General features: G+C 55.8%; 10 protein-coding genes and 1 tRNA gene. 3 read left to right on the top strand and 8 right to left on the bottom strand.

What is annotated here, in order from left to right; genetic code table 11:
* The first annotated feature begins 326 nt into the window (after positions 1–326).
* Genes WNM05_RS05395 through WNM05_RS05385 form a run of 3 tightly spaced genes read left to right on the top strand, consistent with a single transcriptional unit; the run spans position 327 to position 6,236 of the window.
* The gene (locus tag WNM05_RS05395) at positions 327–3,257 is read left to right on the top strand and encodes a type VI secretion system Vgr family protein (RefSeq protein ID WP_434633152.1); all 2,931 of its coding nucleotides are present in this window, start codon (positions 327–329) and stop codon (positions 3,255–3,257) included.
* The gene (locus tag WNM05_RS05390) at positions 3,254–5,194 is read left to right on the top strand and encodes a phospholipase D-like domain-containing protein (RefSeq protein ID WP_434633150.1); all 1,941 of its coding nucleotides are present in this window, start codon (positions 3,254–3,256) and stop codon (positions 5,192–5,194) included. The genes WNM05_RS05395 and WNM05_RS05390 overlap by 4 nt, the downstream gene beginning before the upstream one ends.
* Positions 5,187–6,236: an SEL1-like repeat protein gene (locus WNM05_RS05385; RefSeq protein ID WP_434633147.1), complete on the top strand. Its 1,050-nt coding sequence runs from the start codon at positions 5,187–5,189 to the stop codon at positions 6,234–6,236. The genes WNM05_RS05390 and WNM05_RS05385 overlap by 8 nt, the downstream gene beginning before the upstream one ends.
* 797 nt (positions 6,237–7,033) lie before the next feature.
* On the opposite strand, the gene WNM05_RS05380 is transcribed toward WNM05_RS05385, so the two are convergent.
* From WNM05_RS05380 to dnaG, 8 genes are all read right to left on the bottom strand, one after another.
* Entirely contained in the window at positions 7,034–7,342 is a 309-nt protein-coding gene (locus tag WNM05_RS05380; RefSeq protein ID WP_434633145.1) for an H-NS family nucleoid-associated regulatory protein, read from the bottom strand.
* An 84-nt stretch (positions 7,343–7,426) separates the two neighbouring features.
* On the bottom strand, positions 7,427–8,035 hold the full coding sequence (locus tag WNM05_RS05375; RefSeq protein WP_434633144.1) for a YagK/YfjJ domain-containing protein: 609 nt from the start codon (positions 8,033–8,035) through the stop codon (positions 7,427–7,429).
* A 660-nt stretch (positions 8,036–8,695) separates the two neighbouring features.
* Positions 8,696–10,213, bottom strand: a complete 1,518-nt coding sequence (locus tag WNM05_RS05370; protein ID WP_434633142.1) for a YfjI family protein — start codon at positions 10,211–10,213, stop codon at positions 8,696–8,698.
* Positions 10,210–10,419 carry a hypothetical protein gene (locus tag WNM05_RS05365; protein ID WP_434633141.1) on the bottom strand — a complete coding sequence of 70 codons (210 nt, stop codon included), beginning with the start codon at positions 10,417–10,419 and terminating at the stop codon, positions 10,210–10,212. Before WNM05_RS05365 ends, WNM05_RS05370 begins: the two co-directional genes overlap by 4 nt.
* A gap of 329 nt (positions 10,420–10,748) precedes the next feature.
* Positions 10,749–11,591 carry a hypothetical protein gene (locus tag WNM05_RS05360; RefSeq protein WP_434633138.1) on the bottom strand — a complete coding sequence of 281 codons (843 nt, stop codon included), beginning with the start codon at positions 11,589–11,591 and terminating at the stop codon, positions 10,749–10,751.
* A gap of 286 nt (positions 11,592–11,877) precedes the next feature.
* Positions 11,878–11,956: transfer RNA gene (locus tag WNM05_RS05355), tRNA-Ile, on the bottom strand.
* Between the two features lie 92 nt (positions 11,957–12,048).
* Positions 12,049–13,980: an RNA polymerase sigma factor RpoD gene (gene rpoD, locus WNM05_RS05350; protein ID WP_434633135.1), complete on the bottom strand. Its 1,932-nt coding sequence runs from the start codon at positions 13,978–13,980 to the stop codon at positions 12,049–12,051.
* 77 nt (positions 13,981–14,057) lie between these two features.
* Positions 14,058–15,848, bottom strand: coding sequence for a DNA primase (gene dnaG / locus WNM05_RS05345; protein WP_434633132.1), 1,791 nt, complete (start codon positions 15,846–15,848; stop codon positions 14,058–14,060).
* Between the last annotated feature and the right edge of the window lie 8 nt (positions 15,849–15,856).

The raw sequence follows: 15,856 nt of genomic DNA, 5'->3' as shown, positions 1-15,856 counted from the left end.
GAGAGCGCAGTCATCAAGTTAACTTCAAGCGAAATGATTGAGTTGGAGCTGGCTCCAGGTTGACATCATTCTCAAGCAAATTGGGTAGCGGCCCGCATGAGGTTAAATTTTAAACGGACCATGGCTTTTCGTATAGCTTTGCGAAAAGGGATTTGAGGGGGGAATCCAAGCGTAACGGGAACAAAATATAGCTGTACTTTTGTTCAGTTTTCTCTATTTTTTCTTGCACCAATCTTGTTGGCGCCCGCGTAACATCATAAAATTCTTATCCTCCTTTAGTTCAATGACATACCCTCTCCATGAGGGTATTTTTATTTGAGACTCGGATGGATTTGAACGCACTGCTGGCCAGTTTCGCATCCGCCTTTGGCCAAGATCGACGGGTATTGACTTTGCGGCTGGGGACCGGACAGATCGCTGCCGAGCAGTTGCTGCCACTGAGCCTGCAGGCCGAAGAGGGGTTGTCCCAACCTTGCCGCTATACCCTGACCTGCCTGTCGCCGGATACCCATATCGAACTGAAATCCTTGCTGGGCCAGCCGGCGCGGATCGGCATTGAGGATGCCTCTGGCGGCGAGTCCATCCGCTGCGGCGTGGTTAGCCAGGCGCGCCAGGCTGGCGCCGATGGCGGCTTCGCCCAGTACCAGCTGACCATTGAGCCGCCGTTCGCGCTGCTTCGCCACCGTAAGACCTCCCGGGTGTTTCAGGACCTGTCGGTCCCGGACATCGTCAGGCAAATCCTTTCAGAGCATCAGGCCGCGAATCCCGCCTTTGCCCACGTGCAGACGCTGGACATCCAGGTCAAACCTGCCCAGCCCCGCAGCTACACGCTGCAATATCGCGAGAGCGATTTCGATTTCATCGTCAGGCTGATCCACGAGGAAGGCTACGCCTGGCGCTTCCTCCATTTGGATGATGACGGTTCGCAAGTCGAATTGGCCATTTTCGACGATGCGCACAGTCTGCCGGGCTCCAAGTTGGAACGGGTGCGCTTCCACCGCAGCGATGCCACCGAAGAAGAGGATGGTCTTACCGGCTGGGAATCGGCGTGCCAGATCGTGCCGGGCGGCACTGCGCTGGCCAGTTACGACTACAAACCGGTCTACGCCCTGCAGAGCGGCGACCAAAGCCGTATCGATCAAGGGCAAGCCGGCCAGTCATTGCAGAGCAGCCTGACGCACTACGACGCGCCGGGCCTGTATTACGCCGGTGATGAGGAGCAACTGGGCCAATACGCCACGCTACGGCAGCAGGCCAATGACCTTCAAGCGAAGTCTTTCAGCGGCACGGGTTCGGTGCGCGGCCTGTTGCCGGGCGAGTGGTTCCGCCTGGACGAACACCCTGCTCACGATAGCGATGCACCAGCAAGCCGCGAATTTGTCGTCACCGGACAAACCTTCCAGGCCCGCAACAACCTGCCGACCGACTTGGCGCAGCATATCGGCGCGGAGCAGGATGCTGCTTCGTTCACTACCTCGATCCAGGCACAACGCCGCGGCATCCCGCTGACCCCGGCCTATGCCGGCACCACGCATGCCAAGCCGACTAGCCAGGGCAGCCAAACCGCAACCGTGGTGGGGCCAGCCGGCGAAGAAGTGCATACCGACGAGCAGGGCCGTGTCAAAGTGCAGTTCCACTGGCAGAGGCCGGAGGAACACCCGACCATCGGTGCCGCAATGGATGACAAGTCATCCTGCTGGCTGCGCGTGGCCATGCCCTCCGCCGGCGCGGCATGGGGCCACCAGTTCATTCCGCGCATTGGCCAGGAAGTGCTGGTCAACTTTATCGAGGGCGACATCGACCGCCCCTTGATTACCGGCGTGCTGTACAACGGCAGTCACCCACCACCGGACTTCAGCGGTGCCGGCAGCCTACCGGCCAACAAGACCCTATCCGGCATCAAGTCCAAGGAGCATCAAGGCGGAAGCTACAACGAACTGCTGTTCGACGACACCCCCGGCGAAGTCCGCGCCAAGCTGTCCAGCGAGCCGGGCAAGACCCAGCTGAACCAAGGCTTCCTGACTCACCCCAGAAGCAACGGCAAGGCCCAGCCGCGCGGCGAAGGCTTCGAACTGCGCACCGACAACCACGGCGCGATTCGCGCCGCCCACGGCCTGTTGCTGTCCACTGAAGCGCAGAACGGTGCCGGTGGCAAACAACTCGCGCGCGAGCATGCGCAGAGTCAGCTGCAATCCGCAGTGGCCTTGAGCCAGGCGCTGGCGGAAACCGCCACCACGCAACTGGCTGACACTATGGAAACCGGCCCGGATGGGATCGGCGAGGATAACGCCAAAGCCGGCAAGAAAGCCAAGGGCCACATTCAGTACCAACTAGATGCCCTGGCCGCCTGGGAGGCCGGCTCCAATACCGACAAAGACGGCAAAACAGCGAAAGATCAGGCGGGCCAGCAGCCGCAACTGGTTTTGTCCGGCCCCGCCGGCATCGCCAGCCTGACCGAGCAGAGCCAAACGCTGGCTGCAGGCGCCAATCTCAACCTCGTCGCCCAGCGCGATGCCAACCACACTACCGGCCGGCGCTGGATTCACAACGTGGGCAAGCACATCAGCCTGTTCGTCGCCGGGGTGAAAGACAAAGCGGCGATGAAGCTGATCGCCGCCAAGGGCAAAGTGCAGATACTGGCGCAGAGTGATTCGATGGAGCTGACCGCCGATAAGGACATTTCCATCACGTCTTGCAAAGAGCGCATCACAGTCGCGGCAAAGGAGGAAATCCTGCTCACCAGTGGCGGCGCTTATATCCGCATCAAGGGCGGCAACATCGAAGTGCATTGTCCCGGTACGGTCAGCATCAAGGGCGCACAGCACAATCTGAGCGGGCCAGCCAGTATGACGGTCACGCACCCTGACTATCCGAAGAGTATCCCTAAAGTGCCCTTAACACTGCATATGGACCAGGCGCCACAAGGCGGGGGCAGCAGTTGGACCGGCATGCCTTATACCCTGCTGGCGGATGGCGGCGAAGTCCAGAGGGGCATCATTGACGAGTCTGGCCAGCTGAATCTCAAACATGCTCCCACCACGCAAAAGTACACGGTGAAACTAGCCAATGGCGTCAAGTTCGACGTCCCGGTCGCCAGTGAGCTTAGCAATCCCGAAAAAGGTACCCTGGCCAATGCCGGCTTCCATAAAGTGGACGCGGGCGGTGCTCCGCAAGATGGGCGGGTTGAGGCCGATGATCATGCCCGGTCTCGCTACAATAGCTTGTTAAATGGCCCCGATGCTGGAGAACAAAAATGAGCGATAAAGCCATTGCCGCCCCGATATGTACCAAGAATCAGATGAAGGCGAATCTGACCCTGCCTTGGTTTGTCCAGAAAAGCGAATACCATCCTCACCCAGCCAGCTTTCAGGTGTTGGTCAATGGCGAGTCTGCATTTGCTGCTGTCCATTACGCCATAGCTAAAGCCAAGAGGAACGTGTGCATCATTTGTTGGGGTTTTCAGCCATCCATGTACTTTGTCCGCAAGGGCGCGGACATGGTGAAGTACCGTGATATCGATGAAGCAGTGCCGGCACAGATTGGCAAGCTGCTGGAGCACAAAGCTAAACAGGGTGTTCAGGTTCGTGTGCTGAGTTTTGCCTCCAAGGCCGGTGGTCTGTATATCAATACAACAGGGGCGACCGTAAAGGAGTCGCAAACGCCAGGACGTTGGGCGGTGGGCATCAAGGACAAACCGGACTTCGAGATTCCCGCCCAATATGACTACGACAAGCGTTGGTACTCTTGGTATGACGAGGATCAGGCGGCCGCCGGCTCCTCAGAGAAAGCCTATAGGGATCAACAGCGCCCCGACATACCGAGCAAATACCTGCACTTCCGCAGCCGCGGCTTTGGCCCCCGTACGCGCAAGCAAATCGCGACTCAGTCGTACGAAGATAAGGGGCTAAAGAAGTTGACTAAGTCCATGCTGGCCAGTGGCCCCAGCCATCACCAGAAAATGGTATTAGTGGATTACGATGATGCCAAAGCGCATGTTGGTTTCGTGATGGGCCACAACATGCTGGATGAGTACTGGGATACCAACGATCACAGTGCTCAGCGCAAGGCGCCAAACCTGGGGCGCAATGGCACAGTTGGACCTCGTGAGGATTTTTCCAGCCTAGTCACCGGCCCGGTTGTCGGTGATATGTTCCATAATTTCCGCCGTGCCTGGCGGGATGAAACGAAGGAAGACCTTGCGCTGCCGCCGGGCGGTTTCGCATCCTATCAACCGCGGGTGGACGGTAACGCCAACAAAGCTGCCATGGCGCAATTGCTGCGAACCCAGCCGGAGTACCAAAAGCAGGACATCAAGAAGATGTATCTGCAGACGGTGAACAACGTCACATCCTTCATCTACATCGAAAACCAGTACTTCCGCTGGCCGCCGCTGGCGGAAAAGATCAAAGAAGCCGCCAAAGCTCAAAAAGAGTGCGGCCGGCCTTACCCGATCTACCTTTTCGTTGTGACCAATACTAGCGACGCCGGTGTCGGTGCGGGCACCGTCAATACCTACCGTATGCTGGACAGCCTGGGGCGGGCGGATACCATCCCTGGCGTAGCTCGCGCGGAAAAGGCCGACGATCTGGAAGCCAGGCTGGGAGATGCCAAACAAGATGAGAGACTGGCAAGCGCGATTCACGCTCTCAATGTTTTGAGCCCTGCCAAGCTCAAGGAAAAAACCAGACAAGAACTGGCAGATGCGACCGCACGACGCCAGCAGGTGGAAAAAGCCTACGAAGCGGCACAAAAGCCGGATGCTCCGGTTACCGCTGTCGAACAGCCTGGCCTGAAGACCCACATCTGTTCGCTGGTAGCGCAAGACTCCCCACCCAAACAGTGGGCTGAGGTCTACATCCATGCCAAGCTGATGATTGTGAACGATGCTTTTCTCACGCTCGGCTCGGCCAACATCAATACCCGCAGCATGCAGGTAGACAGCGAGATGAATATTGGCTTGGATCGACCGGAAATCGCCAAGCCGCTACGGCAAGAGTTGTGGGATCGGCATACTAAAAGTTGGCCTGGAGCCAATCCAGACCGGATGGATAGGGAAGATAATGCAAAAGAGGTGTTTAAACAGTGGGGCCGTATTTTGAGTCAAAATAAAACTGCCTTTAATGGCGGTGGGCGTCCCGTGGCACCACTTCGTGAATTCTTACGTACAGACCCCGACCGGAGTAACAGTGACTAAGCTTTCTGTTGTTGTCCTGACTCTTACCCTGAGCCTAGCCGCTTGCGGCGGCGCCAAGGAGCGTTCCGTGCCTGACTTGAAAGATGTTGAGGCCAAGTTGGCCTTTGCATGCGCATATGAGAAAGACCATTTGCCAGCGTTGAATCCGGAAGCTGACCAGCTGTACCGCTATGCCCGCTGGCTACGTAAAAATCAGATCGAGAAAGAAGATCCATTGCGCTACCCGGAAATGGAGCGCTTCTACCGCATCGCGACGGCTTATGGGCACTATAAGGCCAATTTGGACCTGCGCGACATGATAGGCAAAGGAACAGCCAAGAGTGATGACCCAGTGAAGGAAACACTGGACCTAACTCAAGAGTTGATCGATCACGGCATTCCCGGTGGCTATTACGACATGGGGCGCTATCTCAAAGCAGGTTATGGTGTTAAGCAAGATGAGGAACTGGCCAATCGCTACTATCGTAAGGCCGCGGACTTGGGCAACCCTGAGGCTCAGTATCTGGTGGGGGATAAACTGACTAGTCTGACAATTGCGCAACCGGGACTATTTGCTATCGGGAATCAAATGAAGAAATGCGCAGCGGAGCAAGGACATGGAAAAGCTGCGTTGGAATATGGTTCTCAGTTGAAGTTTGAGCAAAAATTCAATGAAGCCATCAAATATATGCAGCTTGGTACTAAGTGGGGTGATGAAACTGCCGCTGCAGAATTAGAGGCCGGCTTTGGCCAAATTACAGATAAGAATCGGCAAGCAGATGATTTGGGAGTAGCACAAGATGATGAGCGCCATCGGCGTTACAAAATCATCGCTAATGTGCTCAGTGACTATTCCTATGCCCGCCCCTCTGTCCCTGAGTTGGATGATATTGTACCGTTACCACCGGCCAAGTTGCCTCCATGGGATGGCAAATTGAAATGGATGGAGGACTTCAAGGCTAATATCGCTCCTCCCAAGCCAAGCGAAGCGTTGATGGAGCAGCTGGCCAAGGCCAAGGGACTGGACCCGAAGACGGGTCGTCGACTGAGTAGTCAGAGCTAGCAATAAATTATTCATTTCGATACGTCAGCTTGCCATGGCAGGCTGACTCTTTTATCAGCGATGAACGGTACAAGCGTTTCTCAGCACCAGATTCTCGGCCCAGTTGATCTGTGGAAGACATTGCAAGCCTGGAAAGCCGTCGCCAAGGCATCTGCAAAATGCAAACTGGTTGCGGTACAAGAGATTTCCCAAGCATGGGGTGGCGAATGCTTATCAGACACCTACCATCATAGCCGTCTGCCTCTACAGTTTCGTTGCGCCCATGGCCATGTCTTCTCTCGTACTACCAGCAAGCTGATTGAGGGCATCTTCTGCCCTGTGTGCCAGGGAGCAAGAGCAAGAAAACTATTGCAGTGCCAGGAGTGGGCAAGTCAGCATAGCTGGACTTGCTTGTCGGAGCGTTACGTCAACAGTAGCACGCCGCTTCACTGGCGCTGCGAGCATGGTCATGAGTGGTTAGCTACGGCCAGTGCGCTCAAACAAACGCCTGGATGTCCTCGTTGCAATGGGCGTAGGCAGCGCTATTCCATAGCCACCATGCGGGCCTTGGCGAAGGCTCGTGGTGGAGTTTGCCTGTCTTCTAAATATATCAATACTCACCACAAGCTGGCTTGGGTCTGCCATCGTGGTCATCACTGGATGGCAACCCCTAACAGTGCTATACGAGGACATTGGTGCAAGCAGTGCGACATCATTGAGCGGATTGGTAAGCGCTATAAAAAAAGGCTCAAATATGAGCCCGGTTAATCCTGTCTGGCATCATTCCTTTCAACAGAATGAGGCTTGCGATGTAGCGATTAAATAGCCAACTCTTCCAGTGTCTTGCCTTGGTCCAGCAGCTCTTGTACCCACAGCGGCTTGCGACCGCGTCCAGACCACGTTTGCGAAGCATCAGCAGGGTGACGATACTTCGCCTCTACCGACTTCTTGGCCTTGCCTTCTGTCTGCTTCAACAGGTCATCCAGAGACAAACCATGAGCTTTAGCCAGTTCAAGGATCTTACTCTTAGCTTCAGCCTTTTCAGCCTTCTCACGTTGACCAATTTCCACTTGAACCTGCGCAAGAAAATCTTTCAGTTCGACAAAACTCAGTGCTTGCAAATCCATGCCATACTCCTAGTGATGAAGTGCACCATTTAATCGAACCATTCTATACCGGTCAAGAAAAATCTGTTCAGCCCATGTAATCAATCAAAACTTTAAGTTATTGCTACCGCCAAAGGTACGGATCTTAATCGGCATCACTCCCATGGCCATCGCATCACGATTAATCGCAGATCGTACTTGATTGTCGTCTTTTGCCAGGTAGGGGATAACGATACTGCAGAGATTATTCAGCTCTTCTTCACTATCTAAGTGTATCCTGCCAATCCCACGGTAACGATACCGCTCCTTATCTCGATTACAGTTGTTATAGCACCCCTTCCCTTGCGATATGGCCACCCAATACTCACCTATCTGGTCACCATAGTACGCATCCGCCTGAACCTTATCGGCATCAAATACAAACAAGCAGTGGTAATGATAGCTAGCCTGTGTGGTATATTCCAAAGCCCATACCCAGCCCAGACAGTGCTCAAATATACTAGGTTTTCCACGGCGATTATTCCAAAGCCTTGCCTTATAGCTCTGAATCTCAAACACAGACATGCTCTGCTGAAATTCTTCTTTAATCAGAAAATCTACACGTACCACCATGATTCTCTTGTAGCCGTTATGCTTACAGCTCAAAATTAAATCAATAGCGCTCTGGCAATGATCCGCTGAAAATGCATAATCAGGTTGAAAAGAAGAATTCATGAAAGCTCCTTTAGCCTCTCAATGAATAAGGTTAACTGGTAACAATTTAATTGTTTCAAATGAGATGTCTAGCTCGCTCCCTTACAAGTTATGAATATGCAATATCAACAATGCAGCCTTAAGGACTATCTAAGTAAAATTTCTCCTTCTCATTAAAAGAAAAGAACATTTTAATAATAAACATATACCAGAATGCAATAGCATCAGAAATACAAGGCACACCTGCATTTTGATGCTAAAAATGCACCATTTGCGCATGCTTTATAATTCATATTGACATACAGGGTTATTTCTCTCCTTCTCACATTTAGCCACAATAAAAGCACCAAGACCGTATCGCGAACCCTCTCCATCCGCTCAATAAATTTCGGCCAGTAAACCAGCCAACTACCAATGGCGTCAACCCTTAATATTTAATTCCAGAATTAGATACCCAAGAATCAGAATAAAACACCGCAAGTCAACGCATAATTTCCTCTATTCTTGTTGCAAACTCCATACAAAAAAATAGCTGTAATAAAAGTTGGTACGCCATGTAGTGCACTTCCGGATCTGAATCTAAGAGCAAAAAAACCGGTAACCTAACAGGTCACCGGTTCAGATCAGATTGCACCCCCTGCGCCATTGCGGCCTGGCCGCAATCGGCGCAAAAGTGCAGGATCAAAATTGGAAGGAAAGCATGGGTTTGCTCCGGGACGAGCGATAGCCCTGAAGTGCAGTGTTCAGTGACGCTTGGTCATAGCCGGCATGCGGCATCATGTCGATGAAACCCACCCTCCCCACAAAGCACAGCTTAATCCACCCCCGCTGCTGCAAGACGATGAGGGCACACTCCAAACGCGTTTTGTCGCGCAGCTCGCTCAGCACATGCTTGCGGATGTCATTCTTGATCAAGTAGCGGTTGCATCGCTTTTGGGCGAACTGGTGCAACCAAGGTTGCAGTCGATCCGCGTCCAGTTGCTCTTGTGGAATCGCCGGAGGTGGAACAAAGATTCGGATGTACTCGTTGATGAACCAAGTCAGCACCGTATGAGCACGTTCTAGCATGTCCAGGCTAATGATAGTGTTGCCGGTTTCGAAATATTCAAACATGCCCGCCAGCCGCGCCAGATGACGAGGTGCTTTTGCCCCGTAGTCCTTCACATTTGCCAAGCTACCGCCAGGACGCAATGCCTCTTCCATACCGGCACGGATCTGATGGTAACGAGCAGTTGCCTCCTCACTGAAGGTCATGACCAGCTTTTCCTTCAATGGCTCACCATCTTCGCCGACGCTGGCTTGCAAACATTCCATCACCCGATCATGGAAACCTGCCAGCTCTTGCGGATCGATATCGACAGGTCGAACATCACGCAACCCTTGATTATTATCCGGCAAGCACCATAGGAAGCGGGAATGAGTTCCCAATTCGCGCGCCTCCTGACCACGGCGTTCCATATACCGCCAGAAAGGACCAGGCTGTATGGCCCAGTTCAACGTCACACGTGGATCTTGCACGAACAAAGGCTTGTCTCGCGAAACCCGATCTATCGACAACGGTTGACACTCCCAACGTTGATTGAGCATGGCCATCGCTTGCCCCATATGGCCGCTCAAGCAGCTTGCAGCTTCATCGTTGACCAAGCTCGCATTAGACCAGTGATCGCACAGCCCCTGACAGAACGCCGCGGAAGTGGCATCCAGATAGGTCAGCCTAATCTCCCGTGGCGGCCTAGGCTTATGCGCCATATGTTCCGTCAAACGCTGTTTGCTCGCATGCGTCTCGCCCCCCTTACGCACGGCTTTACGAACCGCCTGCTCACACTCCGCCAGCTCCAACTCCCAAGCGCGATATTCCGCTAGGTACTGTTTCATCAACACCAGATAGTGCGCGTATTTTTGCATTTCAAAATCAACGATGGGCTGACGCAACATATTCAACGACGGCGTCTTCCCCATCCCGGTCTCGGCGATATTCATCACCCAATTGGACACGGGGCAATACGGGCCATGGGGAATCTGTACCCCAGCCAGCCCTTGCACTGCCTCCGACACAACACCGATGGCGAGCGTAGCCACCATTTGGCAAGGAGATTGAATCTTGCGGCAAGTCGCCCTTACGGCGCGACGGATCATTTCAGGGAGGGCATGCTCAGGGAACCAGCCTTGCGACGGCAGCACAGTGGGACGAAATTTCACGCGGCCTCCCCTTTCATCAAGCGGGCAACGGTATCAGCGGGCCAACGCAACTGGCCATTCGGAAGCTTGGCCGGACGAACACCAAAATAGCTGCCCGTTTTTGCGAAGCGCTTACGCAATGACTGGGCTCGCATGCCAAGTTGATCAGCCAGAGCATTCGTCGTTAGCAAAGGTATGCTTGCTGTCAAAAAATTCGGTTTATTCATCGTTAGTCCTTGTCAGTTGTAAACAGATGGTCGTTTCAAAAGAGCCAAGGAGATTCATTTCCCTAGCAGTCCTCGTGAATCGATGACGCACTGTACTGACTGGCCCGACAAGGCGTAACCCATGCGTGGCTTAGCGAGCTTATGTGAGGAAAAGCGTGGCTTAGCGTGGCGCACAGCCATGTAGGCCGCACTAGATCAAGATGATGGGATGAGAACAAGTGAGACCATTCAGCCTAAATTTCTTAGAGCCGAATGCACAATCGGCACCTATGCTACAGGCGCCGATTGTGATCAAAAGATGAGAGTGATGGGTCTTAAGGAAGGCGAACTCATAGCTTGCAGAGTCTTGTTCTGCGGCGCGCTAGGCGTGCTCCAAGTGCTTTTTTGGTTAGCCTATCTGGCAAACCCGCCCACTTTTTACATTTAAGGGCCTCACCTTCAACCATGGTAAAAACAGATTCACCACGCTCTGCTTTTTCCCTAAGCGCAAGAAATACCGCAGCGGTTGTATCCTGCTGGATTTCAGCGATGACTTTTTCAATGACAGGTGCTAGCAGATCTATCCGCTGCCCCTTTGTTGAGTAAACTCGCTTTGTATTGCCCGCTCCCACCCTGCCAACCTCTAGACTGTTTTCCTGTTCCACTTGTTCATCTTCAAATGGATTGTCGATAGGAATCGCAGCGAAAAATGGCTTCAGATCGTGATAGTAGAAGCCCACCTCTTGCAAACGCTTAGAATGGCTACGGGCGCGTTCGATACTGGAGGCCTGCCGGAATGACTCCCAGACCACGCCGGTACGCTGAAGGCAATCCAGCACGGAATCAAAAACGTTAGCAATACCAACTAGGATCTGCTCAACCTCGGATTGGCAAGACGGATTCTTCTTTGCGGCACCAGTATCCTTCAGGTCATACCACGGTGGGCGAGACTCAACGTAATTAACCAACACCATGTCTAAGCCCCGAGCAGCTGCAGAATACTGATAGTCGGATGCCAAGCTTGCTCGGATGATGCGGATGTCAACATTTTGCAATCGCTTCCACTGCGGGACACTACTATCTGCTGGGCGCTCAGTGGGCTCAGGAAGCCCAATCAGCTCGTCCCAGTTGTCAGGCAGTTCGATCCGTTGGCTGATTGCGTTCAGGAGTTTGGCTACAGTGATGAATTCCATGTCAGGTCCACTGCAAAGCAGCAAGGCTACTAGCCTGCTTGATGATGTGTACTATTTCTGGACTCCAAGCTGTGACCATAAGCAACAACTCCAGCCTGCTACGGTATCCTAGGCACAGATTCTATCATCCCTCGCATACATCAGATCGAAATCACACAAGCCTCAAGCACGACTTCAGAGATAAATAGTAGACCTAGACTAGTCGCTGCGCCCTACAGTAGCCCTACAACCTTGCAGCCCAAAAGCAAAACGACTTACAGCTCTCGCTGTAAGTCGTTGTTTTATCTGGTGGGCCCCCCGAGAGTCGAACTCGGCACCAACGGATTATGAGTCCGCTGCTCTAACCAAGCATGAGCTAGAGGCCCTGAAAGAGTGGGCAATTATAGCGAGAAAAACAAAAATCCCCAAGCCCTTTATTCAAGACGCTTGGGGATTCGCTGCATTTCAACCGCGGTGCTTACTGGCCGCCCGGCTCATTGTCCAGGAAGCTGCGCAGACGCTCGGAACGGGTCGGGTGGCGCAGCTTGCGCAATGCCTTCGCCTCGATCTGGCGAATACGCTCGCGGGTCACGTCGAACTGCTTGCCGACCTCTTCCAGCGTGTGGTCGGTGTTCATGTCGATGCCGAAGCGCATCCGCAGCACCTTGGCCTCGCGCGGCGTCAAGGTGTCCAGCACTTCCTTGGTCGCGTCCTTCAGGCTGGAGTACATCGCCGCGTCGGACGGGGCCAGGTTGTTCTGGTCCTCGATGAAGTCGCCGAGATGGGAATCGTCGTCGTCGCCGATCGGCGTTTCCATCGAGATCGGCTCCTTCGAGATCTTCATGATCTTGCGGATCTTCTCTTCCGGCATCTCCATCTTCTCGGCCAGTTCCGCCGGATCCGGCTCGCGGCCGGTTTCCTGCAGGATCTGACGCGAGATGCGGTTCATCTTGTTGATCGTCTCGATCATGTGCACCGGGATGCGGATGGTCCGCGCCTGGTCGGCGATCGAGCGGGTGATCGCCTGACGGATCCACCAGGTGGCATAGGTCGAGAACTTGTAGCCGCGGCGGTATTCGAACTTGTCCACCGCCTTCATCAGGCCGATATTGCCTTCCTGGATCAGGTCGAGGAACTGCAGGCCGCGGTTGGTATACTTCTTCGCGATCGAAATCACCAGACGCAGGTTGGCCTCGATCATTTCCTTCTTGGCGCGGCGCGCCTTGGACTCGCCCGCCGACATCTGGCGGTTGATTTCCTTCAGCGCCTTGATCGTCAGCATCGCCTTGTCCTGCAGATCGGACAGGCGGGTCTGCTTCTCGATGATCGCGTGCTTGAAGCGGGTCAGCGCCTCGCTCCAGGCCTTGCCGGAATCGATCTCGTCCTCGACCCAGTCGAGATTGGTCTCGTTACCCGGGAACACCTTGATGAAGTGGGCGCGATCCATGCGCACGCGGCTGACGCAGATGTCCTGGATATCGCGCTCGTAGGTGCGGATCTCGTTGACGCGGCCGCGCAGCGACTCGCACAGGCTCTCGACCTGGCGGGTGGCGAAGCGCACCAGCATGAACTCGGTGGTGATCGCGTCCTGCAGCTCCAGATATTCCTTGCTCTGCGAACCCTTGGCGTTCAGCGCCTTGACCATCTTGTCGAACAGCAGGCGGACGCCGGCGAAGTGCTCCAGCGCCTGCTGCTTCAGTTCTTCCAGATTCGCGGCGGCATCGGCGTCGGCGTCGACGGCGGCGCCGTCCTCGTCCTCATCCTCTTCGTCCTCTTCATCCAGCAGGTCGTCGCTGTCCTCAGGCTCGGCGAACTGGCCGTCGTCCTCGGTCGGGGCGTTCAGATCGATGAAGCCGTCGACGACTTCGTCTACGCGGATTTCCTCGCGCGCCACGCGTTCCATCAGCTCCAGCACCTCGGCGATGGTGCCGGGGCAGGCGGAGATGGCCTGGATCATGTACTTGAGGCCGTCCTCGATCCGCTTGGCGATCTCGATCTCGCCCTCGCGGGTCAGCAGCTCGACCGAGCCCATCTCGCGCATATACATGCGCACCGGGTCGGTGGTGCGGCCGAATTCGGAGTCCACCGAGGACAGGGCCGCCTCGGCCTCTTCCACGGCATCCTCGTCCGCCACCGACGGGGTGGCGTCGGACATCAGCAAGGTTTCGGCGTCCGGCGCTTCTTCATATACCTGGATGCCGAGACCGGAAATCATCGTGACGATGTTCTCGATCTGCTCGGCGTCGGATACGTCTTCCGGCAGGTGGTCGTTGATTTCGGCGTAGGTCAGATACCCACGCTCCTTGCCCAGGGCGATCAGCTGGCGCAGGCGTTTCCGCTGCTCTTCCAGGCTCATCACTTCCTGCTGGCTGTCCTGCACATCTTTCTGGTTTTCGGGAGAGGCCGCCATTTCGCTTCCTGCTTGAAAAAAAGCCGAAAAAAACAGTTGATTATAACACAACTACTTGGATTATTCCGCCGAACCCGCTAGTTCGGCGGCGAGAACATTTCCTGCAGCAACCTGCCCATCAGCACCTTCTCCTCCGGGCTCAGTCCTTCGTTCCGGTCCTTCAGTTTTAGCCGCTCCAGTTGCGCCGCATGCAGCATTTTCAGCAGCCTGCCGTTGCCGTCCTGGAACAACTGCCTGTCGTCGGCGCTGGGGTCGGCGAACTCGTCCGGATCCTGCATCGCCTGCTGCAGCACGCTGTCGATCAGGCCCTCGTACGGCGTGCCGCGCAAACCTTCGATCAGCTGGGCGGTGTTCGGCGACTCGCCGTGCTCCTGCGCCCGCTCCGCCAGCATCGCGAAGCAGGCCAGCTCGTCCGACAGCGCCAGGCTGTCCGGCAGCTTGACGTCGCCGGCCCAACCCGGATTCATCAGCAACCACTTGATCAGCTTCTTGACCATGGTGGTGTTGATCTGTCGCTGCGACTCGGCCGGCAGCTTGTAGTCGCGGCGACCGCCGCCCTTGCGTTCCGACCGCTGCGGCTTGCCGCCGGTCAGCATGTCCAGTTCGTCGACTTCCATGCCGGCCACTTCGGCCAGCCGCTTGCGCATCATGTAGCCGAGCGCCGGCGCGGCGATCTGCGCCAACAGCGGCGTCGCCTGACGGATCAGGTCGGCCTTGCCTTCCGGCGTGGCCAGATTGACGCCGCGGCACAGCTCGCGGGTGAAGTAGGTCGACAAGGGCAGGCTTTCCCGGGTCAACAATTCCTCAAACGCATCGGAGCCGAATTCGCGCACATAGCTGTCCGGATCGTGCTCGGTCGGCAGGAACAGAAAGCTCAGCGCCTTGCCGTCCACCAACTGCGGCAGGCTGTTCTCCAGCGCCCGCCAGGCCGCCTTCTGGCCGGCGGCGTCGCCGTCGAAGCAGAAATAGACCTGATCGGTGTGCTTCAACAGCTTGCGCACATGCTCGCCGGTGGTGGCGGTGCCCAGCGTGGCCACCGCGTAGCCGACGCCGTACTGGGCCAGCGCCACCACGTCCATATAGCCTTCGACCACCAGAACGCGGTTTTTCTCCCGTATCGCCTGCCTTGCCTCGTACAGGCCGTACAATTCCCGGCCCTTCTCGAACAGCGGCGTCTCCGGCGAGTTCAGGTATTTCGGCTCGCCCTTGCCCAGCACCCGGCCGCCGAAGCCGACGATGGCGCCGCGCTGATTGCGTATCGGGAACATCAGCCGGTCGCGGAAGCGGTCGTAACGGCGGCCGCTGTCCTCGGCGACGATGACCAGGCCGGCCTCGACCAGCTTGTCGTCCTGATAGTTCTCGACAGCGGCTTCGAGGTTCTGCCAGCCGTCCGGCGCATAGCCGAGGCCGAAGCGCGCGGCGACCTCGCCGGACAGCCCCCGTCCCTTGCAGTAGGCGACGGCGTTGGCCGCGCCCTTCAGCTCGCGCCGGTAGAAATCGCTGGCCTGCTGCATCAGCTGCTCCAGCGACACCTGCTTCTCGCGCGCCTTGCGGCTGGCCTCCGGATTGGCGCTGCGCTCGTTCGGCACCTGCATGCCTATGCCTTCGGCCAGCATCTTGACGGCATCGATGAAGCCGATGCCCTGATACTCCATGACGAAGCCGATGGCCGAGCCGTGCGCGCCGCAGCCGAAGCAGTGGTAGAACTGCTTGCTGGGACTGACGGTAAATGAGGGCGACTTTTCCTTGTGAAAGGGGCAGCAGGCCATATAGTTCTGGCCGCCCCGTTTCAGCGGGACGTAGCGGTCCACCACGTCGACGATGTCGACGCGGGACAACAGCTGGTCGATGAAGTCCTGCGGAATCAAACCCTGCT

This window comes from Chromobacterium sp. CV08, from assembly GCF_051129845.1.
Taxonomy (GTDB): domain Bacteria; phylum Pseudomonadota; class Gammaproteobacteria; order Burkholderiales; family Chromobacteriaceae; genus Chromobacterium.
Note: the sequence above shows the minus strand (reverse complement) of the source record. Positions and strands in the feature narration are given on the sequence as shown.